The organism is Paraburkholderia caffeinitolerans (assembly GCF_902859945.1).
Lineage (GTDB): Bacteria > Pseudomonadota > Gammaproteobacteria > Burkholderiales > Burkholderiaceae > Paraburkholderia > Paraburkholderia caffeinitolerans.
In genome coordinates this window covers 61,254-77,100 of sequence record NZ_CADIKL010000012.1, presented here as the reverse complement: position 1 = coordinate 77,100, position 15,847 = coordinate 61,254, and the positions used below count along the sequence as shown (strand labels likewise).

Here is a 15,847-nt window from a genome sequence, read left to right as displayed (position 1 = left end):
TCGCTCTAAGCGGTGCCGTAGCGCTCATCGCGCCGTACGTGCTCAAACGTCCTGCCGTGCCGTCCCGGATTCCGTAGGTGCTGCCACGATCGGTGTAGCGGTCGCCATGTCGTCTTCGTGCGGACTGGGTTCCCGCTCGCCTGTCCCGCGCGCAATGAATGCACGGGGGCTCTCGCCAAATGCCCGCCGGAACATCGCCGAAAACGCGCTCTGGCTCTGGTAGCCGAGTTCATGGGCGACGATGGCCATCGGCTTGCCCTGATTCAGGAGCGGAATCGCACGCGCGAGGATCGCCTGCTGGCGCCACTGCGAAAAACTCACCCCGAGCTCCTGCCGGAAGAGCCGCGCGATCGTGCGTGTGCTCGCGCCCACGTGCGCCGCCCAGTATTCGAGCGAACCCGGCCCGGCGGGATCGGCGAGCAGCGCCTCGCACAGCGAGCGCAGGCGCTTTTCCTCGGGCATCGGCACCGAAAGTGGCAGCGGCGCCGAGCGCGTGATTTCGTCGAGCGCCACGGCGCCCAGCAGGCGCTCACGTGCGGGGTCGATGCCGCGCTCGTCGAATGCGGCGATTGCCTCGCGCAGCAGGCCGGAAACCTCCACCACGCGGCAGGCGTCGAGCCCGGGCGGGATGACCGAGGCGTCGACGTAAAGCGTGCGCAGGAATGCATCCTCGACGATCGCGACCTCGTGCGTGACGAACGGCGGAGCCCAGATCGCGCGCGATGGCGGGACCATCCACGTCGTGCCGGGCGTCGCCATGCGCAGGACGCCGCGCGACGCGTAGGCGAGCTGCGCCCACGCGTGCGTGTGCCGCGCGATGCGCACGCCGGCGGCCATGGGCCGCGAGCGCACGCGGATGGGGTGCTCGGGCGTCGGCTCGAACTCGGGGGGAATGTCGGCGAGCTCGGCGGGCGGCAAGGCAGCGGGCGAGGAAAAAGGCATGGCGGGTCTGCGCGTTTCTGTGCGCATTATTGTAGGCGCGCGTGCGCACGGCCGTCCGAATGTGCCCACCGGGGTGGGTGCGGGCGCATAATGCTGCGGATTTGCCGCCCGAGGCATCGGCATCAGGCAACCTATCGGCAACCAATCGGCAACCGGGAGCGAGGAGCACAAGCAATGAAGTACGTATTCATCTACGGCACGCTGCGCGCGGGCGAGATCAACGACATCAATCTCGCGGCGTCGCGCCATGCGATCGGGCAGCCGCGCCTCGTCGGCCGCACGGCGGTGGCGGGCCATCTGTTCGACTTCGGGACGTATCCGGGGATGATTGCCGATGCGCAGGCCACACCGGTGATCGGCGAGGTCTACGAGATCGACGAAGCGCTGGTAGCCGTGCTCGACGAGATCGAGCAGGTTTATCCGGGCGTCGACGGGCTGTTCGTGTCTCAGAAGGTGAGCGTGGAGGTGGCGGGGGAGCGGCTCGAATGCCTGTTCTATCCGGTGGCGCGTCATGCGGTGCAAGGGCGGCCGCGGATTCACGGCGGCGACTGGATCGCGCACCGTCTCGCACGCTGATCGGCGCGCGAGCGCTGTGTAGAAACGCAGCGCAGAAGCACAAAGGCCCGGCGGATTTGCATCCGCCGGGCCTTTTTCATCGATCAGTCGTCAGGATAACGATCAGATCTCTTCGTACAGCGGCAGCGTCAGGAAGTCGACGAAGTTCTCCGACGTCGACATCTCTTCGAAGATCTCCGAAGCACGCACGTACGGCTTGGTGTCGCCGCCGACCGAGGCCTTCACCTTGTCGAGTTCTTGCGGGATCAGTTCGCGCACGAACTCGGCCGTGACCTTGCGGCCGTCTTCGAGCTTGCCCTTCGGCGAGCGGATCCACTGCCAGACCTGCGCGCGCGAGATTTCCGCGGTTGCCGCGTCTTCCATCAGGTTGTGGATCGGCACGCAACCATTGCCCGCAAGCCACGAGCCCAGATAGTGAATGCCCACGTTGATGTTGTTGCGCAGGCCGGCTTCGGTGATCGGCGCTTCCGGACGGAAGTCGAGAATGTCGTTGCTCGTCACGTTGACGTCGGGGCGCTGCTTGCTGATCTGGTTCGGCTTGTCGCCGAGCACCTTCACGAACTCTTCCATCGCGATGGGCACGAGACCCGGGTGCGCAACCCAGCCACCGTCGTAGCCGTCGCTGGCATCGCGTGCCTTGTCCGAACGCACGCCGCCCATGGCCTTGTCGTTTGCCGCGGGGTCGTTCTTGATCGGGATCAGCGCGCTCATGCCGCCGATAGCCGGCGCATTGCGGCGGTGGCAGGTCTTGAGCAGTTCGAGCGCGTAGGCGCGCATGAACGGCGACGTCATCGTGATCTGCGAGCGGTCGGCGAGGCAGAAGTCCTTGTCGTTCTTGAACTTCTTGATGGCCGAGAAGATGTAGTCCCAACGGCCGGCATTCAGGCCCGAGCTGTGCTCGCGCAGTTCATAGAGGATCTCGTCCATTTCGAACGTCGCGAGGATCGTCTCGATCAGCACCGTGGCGCGGATCGTGCCGCGCGGGATGCCAACGGCTTCCTGCGCGAAGACGAAGATGTCGTTCCACAGGCGCGCTTCGAGATGGCTTTCCATCTTCGGCAGGTAGAAGTACGGGCCGGTGCCGCGTGCAACCAGTTCCTTCGCGTTGTGGACCAGGTAGAGCGCGAGATCGAAGATGCCGCCAGAGACACGCTGGCCGTCGACCGTCACGTGCTTTTCGTCGAGGTGCCAGCCGCGCGGACGCACGATCAGCGTTGCCGTCTTTTCGTTGAGCTTGTAGGTCTTGCCGTTCTGTTCCAGCGAGATCGTGCGGCGCACTGCGTCCTTGAGGTTGATCTGGCCGGTGATCTGGTTGTCCCAGCTCGGCGCGTTCGAATCCTCGAAGTCGGACATGTAGGAGTCCGCACCGGAGTTCAGCGCGTTGATGATCATCTTGCGCTCGACCGGACCCGTGATTTCGACGCGGCGGCATTCGAGATCCTTCGGCAGCGGCGCGATCTTCCAGTCGCCTTCGCGGATCGACTTCGTTTCAGCCAGGAAGTCGGGGCGCTCGCCGGCGTCGAGGCGCTTGGTGCGCTCGACGCGCGCCTTGAGCAGTTCCTGACGACGCGGCTCGAATGCGCGGTGCAGCTTTGCAACGAGTTCGAGCGCTTCGGGCGTGAGGATCGTTTCGAAGCCGGGCTTGATTTCAGCCGAGATCTGCATGCCTTGCGGCAGGTTCAACGTGTTCGCCATGATTGCTTGCTCCTTGGTCGGTCAGACTTTGAATGCGGTGGTTGTTGTAATAGCCGTGCCGGTCAGGCGGGTTTCGTCACGCGCCCGGGCTGGGGCGCGGGGCGGCTTCGCTCGGCAGGCACAGCGGTTTCGAGAAAGGCGGCGAGTTCTGCCATGCCGCCGCCGGTGCCATGCGGCGGCACGCCGAGTTCTTCGGCGGGCAGTCGCTGGCGGTTGATCCAGAATGTGGTGTAGCCAAACCAGGCGGCGCCGGCGGCGTCCCAGCCATTCGACGAGACGAACACCATGTCGCGCGGCGCGGCGTCGAACGCGGTGGCGCCGAGCCCGTAGGCCGCCGCAGCCGGTTTGTAGGCGCGCACTGCGTCGACTGAGAGAACGTGGTCGAACAGGCCGTTCATGCCGGCGCTCTTTACCGCGATGTCGAGCATCTGCGGATTGCCGTTCGAGAGGATGGCGAGGCCCATGCGCGTGCCGTCCGCAGCCGGCGCACGCAGGCGGCGCAGCACGGGCAGCACGTCGGGAAAGGCCGAGAGGCAGGCGTATTCGTCCATCAACCGCTTTTCGCCCGCGCCGGAGAGCGACAGGTTCAGGCGGCGCGCCGCATAGCGCAGCGCGTCGAGCGTGATGTCCCAGAAGGGGCGGTAGCGCGCGCCAGCGGGGTCCGAGAGCGTGCGCAGCTGCGTGTATTCGATCTGCTTCAGGCGCCAGAGCTGCGAGAGCGAGTCGCCGTGACCGGGGAACATTTGCTCGGCTGCGGCGACGACCGAGTGCACGTCGAAGAGCGTGCCATATGCGTCGAAGATTACAGCCTTGGGGAATCGTGGTGTCGTTGTGGCCGACATGGCCTTGCACTCCATCATCAGAGGTCGGAACGAATTGTATTCATTATCATGGGTGCCGAAAAAGACGGGATTGATCACTTGATCTTTTACTTTTATCCACCTAATCTGGCGCTCTAGAGGTTTTTTTCTATCAAGGGTGTTGCGTAATTCCGTTTTCCTGATTTTCCGATGGATCGCTTCAAACAAATCGAAACCTTTGCCAACGTCGCGGCGAAGGGCAGTCTTTCCGCGGCGGCGCAAGCCGAAGGCGTTGCGCCCGCCATCATCGGCCGGCGCATCGACGCGCTCGAAGAGCGGCTCGGTGTCAAGCTGTTCGTGCGCACCACGCGGCGCATTACGCTGACGTTCGAGGGCTCCGCGTTCCTCGAAGACTGCCAGCGCATCATTCATGACATGCAGAACGCGGAGGCCAGCGTCTCTGCGGGCGGCGTGAAGGCGAGCGGGCACCTGCGCGTGTCCGCACCGGCGGGCTTCGGCCGGCGCCATGTCGCGCCGCTCGTGCCCGATTTCACGTCCGCACACCCCGACGTGACTACCACGCTCGACCTCTCGGACCGGCTCGTCGACCTCGTCAACGAGGGCTTCGACTGCGCGATTCGTCTCGGCGAGCTGCCCGATTCGTCGCTCGTTTCTCTCAAACTCGGCGAAAACCGGCGCGTCTGCGTGGCGTCGCCCGCGTATCTGTCGCGGCGCGGCGAGCCCGAAACGCTGGCCGACCTCGCGCGCCACAACTGTCTCGCGCTCGGCGCGAGCAGCGCGAACCAGCAGCGCGGCTGGACCTTTCAGCAGGACGACAAAGTGGTGTCGATTCGCGTCTCCGGCACGATGGAGTGCTCGGACGGCGCAGTGCTCCACGAATGGTGCCTCGAAGGCTATGGCCTCGCCTGGCGCTCGTGGTGGGAAGTCGGTGAGGATATCGCGGCGGGCCGGCTCGCGAGCGTACTCGACGCGTATGCCGCGCCGCCCATCGGCATTCACGCCGTGTTTCCGCAGCGCCGGCACTTGCCGTTGCGCGTGCGCCTCTTTCTCGACTTTCTCAAGCATACCTACGGTCAGCCGGGTTACTGGGGCCAGGACTGAGTCCTGGCGATTCGTGTTTCTGCCTCTGTGTTGCCGGAACGGCATCCGCGTTTCCGATATGCGGAGATGCCCGCATGCACGCCTTGCGCCGTTTATTCGCGCACTACAATCGATTTGAGGGCGTTGCGGGGCGCCGTGCGAGGCCATGGCGCGGTTCGCGAGGCCACCCGGATGCAGTGAGCACGGGAACACGGAGGGCGCCATGTTCAAGCACATCCTCGTTCCGACCGACGGCACCGACCTGTCGAAAAAGGCGATCGACGGGGCGATCGACCTCGCGCGGACGGTGGGCGCCCGCGTCACGGCCTACGCGTGTCTGCCGCAATATCCATACTCGCCTTACGCCGATGTCGTGATCGAGCTGCCCGGCGACTTCCAGACCCGCAGCGAGCGCGAGGCGCGCCTCCATCTGCAGGAAGTGGAGGAGGCGGCTCACAGTGTGGGCGTCACCTGCGACTCCTGCACCAGCGTGCATCCGTCCCCGTATCTCGGCATCATCGAAGCCGCCGAAAACTGCGGCTGCGACGTGATCTTCATGGCTTCGCACGGGCGGCGCGGTCTGGGTAGCCTGTTGATCGGCAGCGAGACGCAGCGCGTACTCACGCACACGAAGATTCCGGTGATCGTCTATCGATAGCGCATAGCCGCAGTTGGCGCATGGACATGCACGGCCGATGTCCATGCGCCTTCCGCGGCTTGCTTCACTGCACCTGGCGCGGGGGCGGCGGTGGCGGCATCCGGCAGGCCCCGCCAAGGACTTGCGAACCGGCTGCCGCGCCGTGCGTCCGGCGCCAGAAAAGAGCAGGGGGCGCGCCCCCTGCGGGTGGTCTTACGCCACCTTCTTGTCGAAGAACTGTTCGTCTTCGGTCGAACCGTGCAGCGCCGTGGTCGACGCATCGCGCTCGACCGTCTGCGTCACGGCGTCGAAATAGCCCGTGCCCACCTCGCGCTGATGCTTCACGGCGGTGAAGCCCTTCTCGGCAGCGGCGAACTCGGCCTGTTGCAACTCGACGAACGCGCTCATGTTCTGGCGCGCATAGCCGTGCGCGAGGTTGAACATCGAGTAGTTCAGCGAGTGGAAGCCCGCCAGTGTGATGAACTGGAACTTGTAGCCCATCGCGCCCAACTCGCGCTGGAACTTCGCGATCGTCGCGTCGTCGAGGTTCTTCTTCCAGTTGAACGACGGCGAGCAGTTGTAGGCGAGCATCTTGCCCGGGTACTCCTTCTGGATCGCTTCCGCGAACTTCTTCGCGAACTCGAGATCCGGCTTGCCCGTTTCGCACCAGATCATGTCGGCGTAGGCCGCGTAGGCGAGGCCACGCGAGATCGACTGCTCGAGACCGTTGCGCGTGCGGAAGAAGCCTTCCATCGTACGCTCGCCCGTGAGGAACGGCTTGTCGTTGTCGTCGATGTCGGAGGTGACGAGGTCGGCGGCTTCGGCGTCGGTGCGCGCGAGCAGCACGGTCGGCACGCCGCAGACGTCGGCGGCCAGACGCGCGGCCGTCAACTTGGCGACGGCTTCGCGGGTTGGCACGAGCACCTTGCCGCCCATGTGGCCGCACTTCTTCACCGAGGCGAGCTGGTCTTCGAAGTGCACGCCGGCTGCGCCCGCTTCGATCATTGCCTTCATCAGTTCGAACGCGTTGAGCACGCCGCCGAAGCCCGCTTCAGCGTCGGCCACGATCGGCTGGAAGAAGTCGACATAGCCTTCGTCGCCGGGGTTTTTGCCTTCGGACCACTGGATCTGGTCGGCGCGCGTGAGCGTGTTGTTGATGCGCTTGACCACCTGCGGCACCGAATTGGCCGGGTAGAGCGACTGATCCGGGTACATTTCGCCGGCGAGGTTGGCGTCGCCCGCGACTTGCCAGCCCGACAGGTAGATGGCCTTGAGGCCGGCCTTCACCTGCTGCATGGCCTGGTTGCCCGTGAGCGCGCCGAGCGAGTTGATGAAGGGCTCGGTGGTCACGCCTTTCCAGAGCTTCTCGGCGCCGATCTTCGCGAGCGTGTGCTCGGGCTGAACCGAACCGCGCAGGCGCACCACGTCGTCGGCCGTGTAGTTGCGCTTGATGCCCTTCCAGCGCGGGTCCGTTTCCCATTGCTGTTGAAGTTGCTGTGCTTGCTGTTGACGGGTCGACATGGTGGGCTCCTTCGTTTACCTATAGATAAACCACTGATCGGAACTGCTGAACCGCTGAGCTTCGCGAGGGTCGTTTCGTTTCGCGAACTCTTATATAAGAGTCTAGGCAAATCGATCGCCCCGCAACAGATAGGTGATGAGGATTTTTAGTTAAATTTAAATCAATAAATTCAATGCTTTAACTATTTTATTTCGCGATAAGAAACGCAATTTTCCATCTTGCAACGGGCCTATTTGTGCCCCGCAACACAATTTTTTACGAAGCAAAAAAATTTTTCGTATCGTGAAATTTTGAGCGCGGGCAAAAAAAGACCGGTGACGAAGCACCGGTCTCTTATTTCAACGCCAGTTGGCGGGCGGACATTGCACGCCGCCCGTGCACGCTGACTTAGCTGTCGCGACGTGCGCCACGCGGGCCATCGTTGCGGCGCGCGCTATAGCCTTCACGCGAACGGCCGTAGCCGTCGCCACGCGGCTGGCCGTAGCCGCCGCGGCTGTTGCCTTCACCGCGCGAGGCGCCGTAGCCGCCTTCGCGCTGCTGGCCATAGCCGCCGCGCGAGCCTTCCGAGCGGTTGCCAAAGCTATTGCCGCCGTTGCGATCGCCGTTCGAGCGGTCGCCGAAGCTGCGCTCGCCTTGCGGACGATCACCGAAGCTGCGCTCGCCGCCGTTGCCGCCACGGCTGCCATAGCCACCCGGCTTGCCGTTGCCGTTGCCGAAGCGACGGCCGCCGCCATTGCCGCCACCCGGACGGCCACGGCCGCCAAAGCCGCGGTTCGCGGGCGGTGCCTTGCGCGGCTCGAAGCCTTCCACGACGTTCACGGGCAGCGGCGAGCGCACGAAGCGCTCGATGCGCTTGAGCGCGCCTTGTTCGGCATGGTGCACGAGGCTCACCGCCGTGCCCGAACGGCCCGCGCGGCCCGTACGGCCGATACGGTGGACGTAGTCTTCCGCGAACTTCGGCAGGTCGTAGTTGAACACGTGCGTGATGCCCGGGATGTCGATGCCGCGAGCCGCGACGTCGGTCGCGACGAGCACGCGCACGCGGCGCTCGCGCAGCGCACGGATCGTGCGGTTACGCGCGCCTTGCGGCAGGTCGCCGTGCAGTGCGGCGGTTTCGAAGCCAGCGTCGGCGAGCTTGCCCGAGAGCTGGTCCGCGTCCATCTTGGTCGCCGTGAACACGATGGCCTGGTCGAGGCTCTCGTCGCGCAGCAGGTGGTCGAGCAGGCGATCCTTATGGTCGCGGTCGTCCACGTAGTGCACGGTCTGGGCGATGTTCGAAGCCGCTTCGACCTTGCGCACGATCTCGATGCGCTCGGGGTCCTTGAGCAGACGGCCAGTGATCGACGCGATCTTGCCGTCGAGCGTGGCCGAGAACAGCATCGTCTGACGCGTTTCCGGCGTAGCGGCGACGATCGTGTCGATGTCGTCGATGAAGCCCATGTCGAGCATGCGGTCGGCTTCGTCGAGCACGAGCATCTTGAGTTCGGACAGGTCGATGCGGCCGCGCTCGAGGTGATCGAGCAGGCGGCCCGGCGTCGCCACGAGAATCTCGGGGTTCTTCGCGAGCAGCATGAGCTGCTGGCCGTAGGCCACGCCGCCGAGAATGCTGACGGTGCGCAGACGGCGCAGATGCTGGCCATAGGTCGACGCAGCCGTGGTCACCTGCATGGCGAGTTCACGCGTGGGCGTGAGCACGAGCAGGCCGGGGCGCGCGACCGGTTGCGGACGGCGCTGGCGGCGGTCGCCCTGGCCTTGCTGGCCGGGTTGACCATTAGGACGCGGCTCGCGCGGTTGAGCGGCTTGAGCCTTCTGGAGCTGCGCGAAGCGTTCGATCGCGGGCAGCATGAAGGCAGCGGTCTTGCCCGAACCGGTCGGGCTGGAGACCAGCAGATCGCGGCCGGCGATGGCGGCAGGAATGGCGCGTTCCTGCACAGGCGTCGGGGCCTTGTAGCCCGCCGCGGTCAGCGCGGAGACGATCTCCGGCGACAGACCGAGCGATGCGAACGTCGGGCCAGCGGGGGTGTCGTCTGCCTGCACGGCGGCTTCAGGGGAAGCGGCGGCGGCGTCGAGACCGAGGGCGTCGTTGGCAATCGCGTCGAGGGGGCTTTGGGTATTGCTCGAAGTCATGAAAATCCTTGGTACACAGGAAATAGAACGTCGGCGCCAATCGGCATACCCAAGTCGTCTGAATTTGCGAGCAAATCGAAAAACGGGGGCAATTCGCACCACAGAAGGGCGAATTTTCGTTAGAAGCTGTTTTGGGTGCGGCTTAGCCGGGATTGGCCAACCGCCAGCCTGATACTTGACGGCCCGAAAACTGGGCCATGGCAGGGGGGGACAGGTTCTAAACTGGATTGGAGCTTAACGCTACGTGGCGTATTGCTGATCGCAAGGGCGACCGGAGCGCAACGCAGCACGTATTGTATCTTGTTTTGTTGCAGTGCGCCAGCAATCGTTTCGCCTGGTTTGAGGCGATGCTGCTTGCTGGCACATCGCGTTGCTGCTAGTTCGAGGCGCCGCTCTTGAGCGATTCGACGACCTCGACGTACTGCGCCTTCGCGGCGTCCTGCGCGGTACCTTGCAGCGCGGCCCACGCCTCGTACTTGTACTTGCCGACAATATCGGTGAATCCCGGCTTGTCTCCGTGCACGTCGCCTTCGGTGGCCTGCTTGAAGAGCGCGTACAGGCGCAGCAGCGTCAGGTTGCCCGGCCGCTCCGGCAGCTTTTGCACGTCTTGCTGGGCCTGCTCGAATTGGACATTCACATCGCTCATTGTTTTTCCTCCACTGGATGATCGGAACAGCCCGGCGATGGTAGCAGTGCCATTCGACAAGGGGCTGGAACCATTCCTCCATTCTATGGAGGCGGAACGTCGACGCATGGGCCATGCCTGGCCAGCGACTGCACGAAGGCGGCGCATTACAATAGCGCTCATGACTGAAACCGTGCTGCTTGCCCTCGATACCTCGACCGAATACTGCTCGGTCGCATTGCTTCGCGTTACCGCGCCCGCCGCCGACTTATCCGGTTCCGCCAGCGAAACACCGCCCGGGCCGCGCGTCTGGACGCGCCATGAAGCCACCGGTGCCGTTTCCAGCACGCGCCTTTTGCCCGCGATCGGAGAATTGCTCGCCGAAGCGGGGCTCACGCTCGCGGACTGCGATGCGATCGCGTTTGGCGCGGGTCCTGGCTCCTTTACCGGTCTGCGCACCGCCACCGGCGTCGCCCAAGGCCTGGCCTTCGGCCTCGACATTCCCGTGGTGCCCGTGAGCACGCTGCTCATTTGTGCCGAGAGCGCGCGCTTGCGCGATCCGGCGGCGACGCGCGTGCTCGCTGCGCTCGACGCGCGCATGGACGAAGCGTACTGGGCCGACTACACATGGGACGCCGCCGTGAACGACTGGCGCGCGCTGCGCCCGGCGTCGCTCGACGCGCCCGAGGCCATCGCCGCGCCCGACGAGCCGTTCACGCTCGCGGGCAATGCGGCAGCGGCGTTCGGCGCGCGCCTCGTCGCCTCGACGACCGCGCGCACCATCGACGCCGAGGCCCTGCCGCACGCGCTGCCGCTCGCGCACGCCGCGCTGCGCGCATTCCGTGCGGGCCGCACGCTGCGCGCCGACGAGGCCGCACCCGAGTATGTGCGCAACAAGGTCGCGCAGACCACGGCCGAGCGCATGGCGGCAAAGGCGGCGCAGGGCGGGGGGCAAAACGGCGGCCGCGAGGGGGGGCGATGAGCGGCGTGCTGATGACCGACCGCTACCTCTCGCAGATGACCGAGAGCGATCTCGACGAGGTCGTGGTCATCGAAAAATCTGCGTACGAATTCCCATGGTCGCGCGGCAACTTCGAAGATTCGCTGCGCAACGGTTACTTTGGCTTGTGCATGCGCCATGTGACGGGCACCTTGATCGGCTATTGCGTGCTGATGCCGGTTGTCGACGAGATGCATCTGCTGAACCTGTGCGTCGCGCCGTCGGCGCAAGGCGCGGGCGCAGGCCTTGCGTTGCTGCGCGAAGGCGTGCGTCTCGCGCGTGCGCAGCAGCTCGAAGGGCTGTTGCTGGAAGTGCGGCCGTCGAATCATCGGGCGATCCGGCTCTACGAGCAGTTTGGCTTCGTCACCATCGGGCGGCGCAAGAACTACTATCCGGCTCGCCATCACACCCGTGAAGACGCGATCGTGATGCGTTTCACTCTTGCAATGGAGGGCGCCGATGCCGCTCGATGAGATCGCGCTGGAGGAGCTAGGCCTCGCGCCGCGCTGGGTGCGCCGGGGCATGGCGGCGGCACAGTCATCCGCCGACTCGGTGACGGCTGCCGGTGCCGAGCTTGCCGGGCAGGCTGCGCCGGACTCGATGCCGCAAAACGAGCCGCTGCAGCCGCAGCCGGTTGCGCAACGCGTCGCTGCGCCCGCGCCGCAACAAGACGCCGTCGCGCAAGCGCCAGTTTCGCCGCCGCCGTCCGACCGTGGTCGCGCTGCCGCCGGGCCAGTTCAGCACGCTGAGGCCACCCCGGCCGCACAGGAAGAACCACCGCCGCTGACCGACGACGATTTCGCCTGGTTCGATGCCACGCCCGAGCCGTCGCTGCCGCATGATCTGGCGCCTGCTCCGGTTCCGCGCGATGACGTTGCGACGCTCGACTGGGATGCGCTAGCCGAACGCGTGGCCTCGTGCACGCGTTGCCGGCTGTGCGAGAAGCGCACCAACACCGTGTTCGGCGTGGGCGATCGCGCTGCGGAGTGGATGCTGATCGGCGAGGCGCCCGGCGAAAACGAAGACCGCCTCGGCGAGCCGTTCGTCGGCCAGGCGGGCAAGCTGCTCGACAACATGCTGAAGGCGTTGTCGCTCTCGCGCGGCGAGAACGTGTACATCGCGAACGTCATCAAATGCCGCCCGCCCGGCAACCGCAATCCGGAGCCCGACGAGGTCGCACGCTGCGAACCGTATCTGCAACGCCAGGTCGCGCTCGTGAAGCCGAAGATCATTGTCGCCATGGGGCGCTTCGCCGCGCAAAGCCTGCTCAAAACCGATGGCAGCATCGCCTCGCTGCGCGGGCGCGTGCATCAGTACGAAGGCGTGCCTGTGATCGTCTCGTATCACCCCGCGTATCTGCTGCGCAGCCTGCAAGACAAATCGAAGGCCTGGGCCGATCTGTGCCTCGCCCGCGACACTTGGCGCGCGGCGGGCGGCGGCGAGCGATGACGATGAGGCGGCCCGTGGATGCCTCGTCGGGCGGCCCGGCCACCGCAGGCTCCATCCAGCCGCTGCTCGACTCGCTCTACCAGGATCTCACCGATCCAGTCGTGCGCGATCTCGCATGGCTGCTGTTCAGCGCTGGTTTGTTGCGTGCGCAACCCCATGCGCCGCTTGCCGAGCCGTGGGCGAGCGATGACGAGGCGAATGCCGCCGCAGCGTGGCTCACGCAACTCGATCGCGATCCTGCCGACTTGCATGCCTCGCTCGACGCTACGCGCCTCACGCGCCTCGGCCGCTATGCCGAAGCGCTGCTCGGCTGGTTTCTTGTCCATGGGCCGGCGCCACGGCTTGTCGCGGCGAACGTCGCACTGCGGCGCGCGGGCCTCACGCTGGGCGAGTGCGATTTTCTCGTGGAGACGCGCAACGGCCAACGGCTCCATTGGGAACTGGCGGTGAAGTGGTACATGCACCTGGGCGTGGCGGAGAAGGGCATGCCGGGACTCGCCGATTTCGTCGGGCCGAATCTGCGCGATCGTTTCGATTTGAAGCTCGTACACCTGCGCGATCACCAACTGCGCTTGAGTGCGCGCGAAGAGTTCGCTTGGCTCGGATATCCAGGACCGTGGCTCGCGCAGATGTTCTGGAAGGGCTGGCTTTTCTATCGCGCGGGCAAGGGCGCGGGCTTGGCGCCGGGTGACCTGCCGGAACTCTCCGCACAGCATGGGCGCGGCTGGTGGGTCACGCAGACGGATTGGGCCGATTTCGCGGAACGTGAAGGCGCGGATGGCTGGAGCGTGCTGCCGCGGCTCGCCTGGCTCGCGCCACGGCGTATCGGGCCGGGCGGAGGGCAATGCTTGCCGATGCCCAATGGGGAGAGCGAGCGGCAGGAGGGCGGCGCCGGGCGCCATCGCGATGTGGACCGCGATGCGCTCGCGGCGCGCAGAACCGTGGCCGCGCCGGTGCCGGCTGAAACGTTGTTCGCGGGCCTCGCTCAGGTTCATGAGCCGGTGATGGTCGCCGCCTTTGTGGCCGATGGCGCGGGCGGCTACGTCGAGCGCTCGCGCGGCTTTATCGTCCCCGACGACTGGCCGGCGCGCGCCCAGGCCTTCGCGCGCCCATGACCTCGACTACGACGTCACCGTGACAAGCACGTCGTGCCCGATTTACCACCAGCGCCAGAAGTGATGTACCGGGCCGACGCCATGGCCTACGTCGAGCCGCTCGCTCGCTTCAAGCGCGCCGGTGAGATACGTCTTCGCCTGGGTGACGGCATCGGCGAGCGTCGCATGCTGCGGCCACAGCGCGGCAATTGAGGAGGAGAGCGTGCAGCCCGTGCCGTGCGTGTTCGTCACCGGCACGCGCGGCCCGCCCAGACGCAGCGTTCCGCTGGCTTCAATTAGCCAGTCGGGGCTGTCTGCGCCGCCGAGGTGACCACCTTTCATCAACACGGCTTGCGCGCCGAGTGCGCGCAGCGCCTCGCCTTGCTCGACCATCGCGGCTTCGTCGGTTGCCGGCGTCACGCCGAGCAGCGCCGCGGCCTCGGGTAGATTCGGCGTGACCACGCCCGCGAGCGGCAGCAGTTCTTCGCGCAGCGCCGTCACGGCCTCGGGCGCGAGCAGCGCGTGATTGCTTTTCGAAATCATCACCGTGTCGAGCACGATGCGCGGCGGCTGGTGGCGGCGCAGCGCATCGGCGACGGCGCGCACGATCGATGCGTTGGCAAGCATGCCGATCTTCACGGCGTCGATGCGGATGTCGTCGAACACGGCGTCGAGCTGCGCGGTGACGAAGCCCGCATCGGGCGCGTGGATGGCGGTGACCCCGCGCGTGTTCTGCGCCGTGAGCGCAGTGATGACGCTCGCGCCATAGGCGCCGAGCGCGGAGAAAGCTTTGAGGTCGGCCTGGATGCCGGCGCCGCCGCCCGAGTCGGAGCCGGCGATCGTGAGGACATTGGAAATCGGTGAGGTCATGGCAGCGTCGCAAATGCGCCGCGCGCCGGACCCGCAGGCCGCCGCCGCGCGGGCGCGGGATTCAGTGGCGATGATTTTCGCCGATCAGCGCGACCGAGTCGAACGAGCGCTGATTGGCCTGATGGCGGCGCATCACGAGCCACATCATCAGGCAGACGAAGGTGCCGAACAGCACGATCACGATGGTCACCGGCACGTCGAGCCAGACGAGCACGGCGTAGAGGCACAGCATCATTAGCACCGAGAGGTTCTCGTTGAAGTTCTGCACGGCGATCGAGTGGCCCGCGGAGAGCAGCACGTGGCCGCGATGCTGGAGCAGCGCGTTCATCGGCACGACGAAGAAGCCCGAGAGTCCGCCGACCACCATCAGGAAGATATAGGCGAGCACGAGGTAGCCCGGAATGCGCATATGGCCGATATGCAGGCCCCAGTGCGGCGGAAACAGGTTGCGCGTGTAAAACGCCATGAGCATGACGGCAAAGCCCATCATGATGCCCACCGGCAGCACCGAAAGCGACTTCTTGAGCGGCACGCGCGCGGCGGCGATCATCGCGCCGGCGGCGACGCCCACGGCCACTACGGCTTGCAGCACGGCGCTTTCCGAGAGCGACATGCCGAGCGACACTTCGGCCCATTTGAGCACGATGAATTGCAGCGTCGCGCCGGCGCCCCAGAACAGCGTCGTGACCGCGAGCGAAATCTGGCCGAGCTTGTCGCGCCAGAGAATATTGAAGCACTCGGCGAAGTCGGTGATGAGGCGGATCGGCCCGTGCTGCTGGCGCGGATAGCGCGCGCCGGTGTCGGGAATGCGCAGATTGAAGAGCGCGGCGATCACGTAGATGACCATGATCACGAGCATCGCGGCTTCGGCGGGGGTGTTGATCGAGGCGGGCGTGTGGCGAATGATGTGGGCGGCGATGTGCGGGCTGATCAGCGCGCCGCCTAGCACCGTGCCGAGGATGATCGAGCCGACCGTGGTGCCTTCGATCCATCCATTGGCGGCCACGAGGCGCTCAGGCGGCAGCAGTTCCGTGAGAATCCCGTACTTGGCCGGTGAATACGCCGCCGCGCCGAAGCCGACCACTCCATAGGCGAACAGCGGATGCGTGCCGGCGAGCATGATGGCGCAGCCCACGACCTTAATCGTGTTCGTAATGAACATGACTTGGCCCTTGGGGCGGGAATCAGCAAAGGCACCGACGAATGCGGCAAGAACAACGTAGGACAGGACGAAGAACAGCTTGAGCAGCGGCGTCATCCAGTTCGGGGCGTGGAGGTCTTTCAGCAGTGCAATTGCAGCGATGAGGAGCGCATTGTCGGCCAACGACGAAAAAAACTGCGCGGCCATGATGGTGTAAAAGCCTTTTTTCATCTGATGCGATGCTTTCCTCGCTGCGGTCCGTCCGCCC

General features: G+C 65.6%; 15 protein-coding genes. 7 read left to right on the top strand and 8 right to left on the bottom strand.

Features of this window, described 5'->3' with window-relative positions; all coding sequences use genetic code 11:
- Positions 1-42: 42 nt before the first annotated feature.
- On the bottom strand, positions 43-942 hold the full coding sequence (locus HV773_RS14370; protein ID WP_129561863.1) for an AraC family transcriptional regulator: 900 nt from the start codon (positions 940-942) through the stop codon (positions 43-45).
- Between the two features lie 174 nt (positions 943-1,116).
- Between HV773_RS14370 and HV773_RS14365 the strand changes: the two genes are divergently transcribed.
- Positions 1,117-1,518: a gamma-glutamylcyclotransferase family protein gene (locus HV773_RS14365; RefSeq protein ID WP_129561864.1), complete on the top strand. Its 402-nt coding sequence runs from the start codon at positions 1,117-1,119 to the stop codon at positions 1,516-1,518.
- Positions 1,519-1,620: 102 nt separating this feature from the next.
- Here the strand turns inward: HV773_RS14365 and aceB are convergent, their stop codons facing one another.
- Together aceB and HV773_RS14355 are read right to left on the bottom strand one after the other, a co-directional pair.
- The gene (aceB, locus tag HV773_RS14360) at positions 1,621-3,213 is read right to left on the bottom strand and encodes a malate synthase A (RefSeq protein ID WP_129561865.1); all 1,593 of its coding nucleotides are present in this window, start codon (positions 3,211-3,213) and stop codon (positions 1,621-1,623) included.
- Positions 3,214-3,275: 62 nt separating this feature from the next.
- A complete protein-coding gene (locus HV773_RS14355; protein WP_129561866.1) occupies positions 3,276-4,055 on the bottom strand; it encodes a haloacid dehalogenase type II in 780 nt (259 codons plus the stop codon).
- Between the two features lie 168 nt (positions 4,056-4,223).
- On the opposite strand from HV773_RS14355, the gene HV773_RS14350 reads away from it, so the two are divergent.
- Both HV773_RS14350 and HV773_RS14345 read left to right on the top strand, forming a co-directional pair.
- The gene (locus HV773_RS14350) at positions 4,224-5,135 is read left to right on the top strand and encodes a LysR family transcriptional regulator (RefSeq protein WP_129561867.1); all 912 of its coding nucleotides are present in this window, start codon (positions 4,224-4,226) and stop codon (positions 5,133-5,135) included.
- A 202-nt stretch (positions 5,136-5,337) separates the two neighbouring features.
- Entirely contained in the window at positions 5,338-5,772 is a 435-nt protein-coding gene (locus tag HV773_RS14345; protein ID WP_129561868.1) for a universal stress protein, read from the top strand.
- Between the two features lie 192 nt (positions 5,773-5,964).
- On the opposite strand, the gene aceA is transcribed toward HV773_RS14345, so the two are convergent.
- From aceA to HV773_RS14330, 3 genes are all read right to left on the bottom strand, one after another.
- Positions 5,965-7,272: an isocitrate lyase gene (aceA, locus tag HV773_RS14340; protein WP_129561869.1), complete on the bottom strand. Its 1,308-nt coding sequence runs from the start codon at positions 7,270-7,272 to the stop codon at positions 5,965-5,967.
- A 388-nt stretch (positions 7,273-7,660) separates the two neighbouring features.
- On the bottom strand, positions 7,661-9,400 hold the full coding sequence (locus HV773_RS14335; protein WP_129561870.1) for a DEAD/DEAH box helicase: 1,740 nt from the start codon (positions 9,398-9,400) through the stop codon (positions 7,661-7,663).
- A gap of 376 nt (positions 9,401-9,776) precedes the next feature.
- The gene (locus HV773_RS14330; protein WP_129561871.1) at positions 9,777-10,046 is read right to left on the bottom strand and encodes an acyl-CoA-binding protein; all 270 of its coding nucleotides are present in this window, start codon (positions 10,044-10,046) and stop codon (positions 9,777-9,779) included.
- A gap of 160 nt (positions 10,047-10,206) precedes the next feature.
- Here HV773_RS14330 and tsaB point away from each other — a divergent pair, with 160 nt between their 5' ends.
- Genes tsaB through HV773_RS14310 form a run of 4 tightly spaced genes read left to right on the top strand, consistent with a single transcriptional unit; the run spans position 10,207 to position 13,589 of the window.
- Positions 10,207-11,007 (top strand): tRNA (adenosine(37)-N6)-threonylcarbamoyltransferase complex dimerization subunit type 1 TsaB, encoded by an 801-nt coding sequence (tsaB, locus tag HV773_RS14325; RefSeq protein ID WP_174220048.1) that lies wholly within the window; start codon positions 10,207-10,209, stop codon positions 11,005-11,007.
- Positions 11,004-11,498 (top strand): ribosomal protein S18-alanine N-acetyltransferase, encoded by a 495-nt coding sequence (rimI, locus tag HV773_RS14320; protein WP_129561872.1) that lies wholly within the window; start codon positions 11,004-11,006, stop codon positions 11,496-11,498. The genes tsaB and rimI overlap by 4 nt, the downstream gene beginning before the upstream one ends.
- A complete protein-coding gene (locus tag HV773_RS14315; protein ID WP_129561873.1) occupies positions 11,485-12,474 on the top strand; it encodes a uracil-DNA glycosylase in 990 nt (329 codons plus the stop codon). The genes rimI and HV773_RS14315 overlap by 14 nt, the downstream gene beginning before the upstream one ends.
- Positions 12,471-13,589 carry a DUF1853 family protein gene (locus HV773_RS14310; protein WP_417629177.1) on the top strand — a complete coding sequence of 373 codons (1,119 nt, stop codon included), beginning with the start codon at positions 12,471-12,473 and terminating at the stop codon, positions 13,587-13,589. The genes HV773_RS14315 and HV773_RS14310 overlap by 4 nt, the downstream gene beginning before the upstream one ends.
- A 42-nt stretch (positions 13,590-13,631) precedes the next feature.
- Here the strand turns inward: HV773_RS14310 and thiD are convergent, their stop codons facing one another.
- Both thiD and lplT read right to left on the bottom strand, forming a co-directional pair.
- Positions 13,632-14,438: a bifunctional hydroxymethylpyrimidine kinase/phosphomethylpyrimidine kinase gene (thiD, locus tag HV773_RS14305; protein ID WP_129561874.1), complete on the bottom strand. Its 807-nt coding sequence runs from the start codon at positions 14,436-14,438 to the stop codon at positions 13,632-13,634.
- 61 nt (positions 14,439-14,499) lie between these two features.
- The gene (gene lplT / locus HV773_RS14300; protein ID WP_129561875.1) at positions 14,500-15,810 is read right to left on the bottom strand and encodes a lysophospholipid transporter LplT; all 1,311 of its coding nucleotides are present in this window, start codon (positions 15,808-15,810) and stop codon (positions 14,500-14,502) included.
- Between the last annotated feature and the right edge of the window lie 37 nt (positions 15,811-15,847).

Excerpts from the sequence above, each read along its gene's own strand:
- aceB (WP_129561865.1), bottom strand. The coding sequence starts at position 3,213 with ATGGCGAACACGTTGAACCTGCCGCAAGGCATGCAGATCTCGGCTGAA.
- HV773_RS14345 (WP_129561868.1), top strand. The coding sequence starts at position 5,338 with ATGTTCAAGCACATCCTCGTTCCGACCGACGGCACCGACCTGTCGAAA.
- HV773_RS14370 (WP_129561863.1), bottom strand. The coding sequence starts at position 942 with ATGCCTTTTTCCTCGCCCGCTGCCTTGCCGCCCGCCGAGCTCGCCGAC.
- aceA (WP_129561869.1), bottom strand. The coding sequence starts at position 7,272 with ATGTCGACCCGTCAACAGCAAGCACAGCAACTTCAACAGCAATGGGAA.
- HV773_RS14335 (WP_129561870.1), bottom strand. The coding sequence starts at position 9,400 with ATGACTTCGAGCAATACCCAAAGCCCCCTCGACGCGATTGCCAACGAC.
- HV773_RS14310 (WP_417629177.1), top strand. The coding sequence starts at position 12,471 with ATGACGATGAGGCGGCCCGTGGATGCCTCGTCGGGCGGCCCGGCCACC.
- HV773_RS14350 (WP_129561867.1), top strand. The coding sequence starts at position 4,224 with ATGGATCGCTTCAAACAAATCGAAACCTTTGCCAACGTCGCGGCGAAG.
- HV773_RS14365 (WP_129561864.1), top strand. The coding sequence starts at position 1,117 with ATGAAGTACGTATTCATCTACGGCACGCTGCGCGCGGGCGAGATCAAC.
- tsaB (WP_174220048.1), top strand. The coding sequence starts at position 10,207 with ATGACTGAAACCGTGCTGCTTGCCCTCGATACCTCGACCGAATACTGC.
- lplT (WP_129561875.1), bottom strand. The coding sequence starts at position 15,810 with ATGAAAAAAGGCTTTTACACCATCATGGCCGCGCAGTTTTTTTCGTCG.
- HV773_RS14355 (WP_129561866.1), bottom strand. The coding sequence starts at position 4,055 with ATGTCGGCCACAACGACACCACGATTCCCCAAGGCTGTAATCTTCGAC.
- HV773_RS14330 (WP_129561871.1), bottom strand. The coding sequence starts at position 10,046 with ATGAGCGATGTGAATGTCCAATTCGAGCAGGCCCAGCAAGACGTGCAA.
- rimI (WP_129561872.1), top strand. The coding sequence starts at position 11,004 with ATGAGCGGCGTGCTGATGACCGACCGCTACCTCTCGCAGATGACCGAG.
- thiD (WP_129561874.1), bottom strand. The coding sequence starts at position 14,438 with ATGACCTCACCGATTTCCAATGTCCTCACGATCGCCGGCTCCGACTCG.
- HV773_RS14315 (WP_129561873.1), top strand. The coding sequence starts at position 11,485 with ATGCCGCTCGATGAGATCGCGCTGGAGGAGCTAGGCCTCGCGCCGCGC.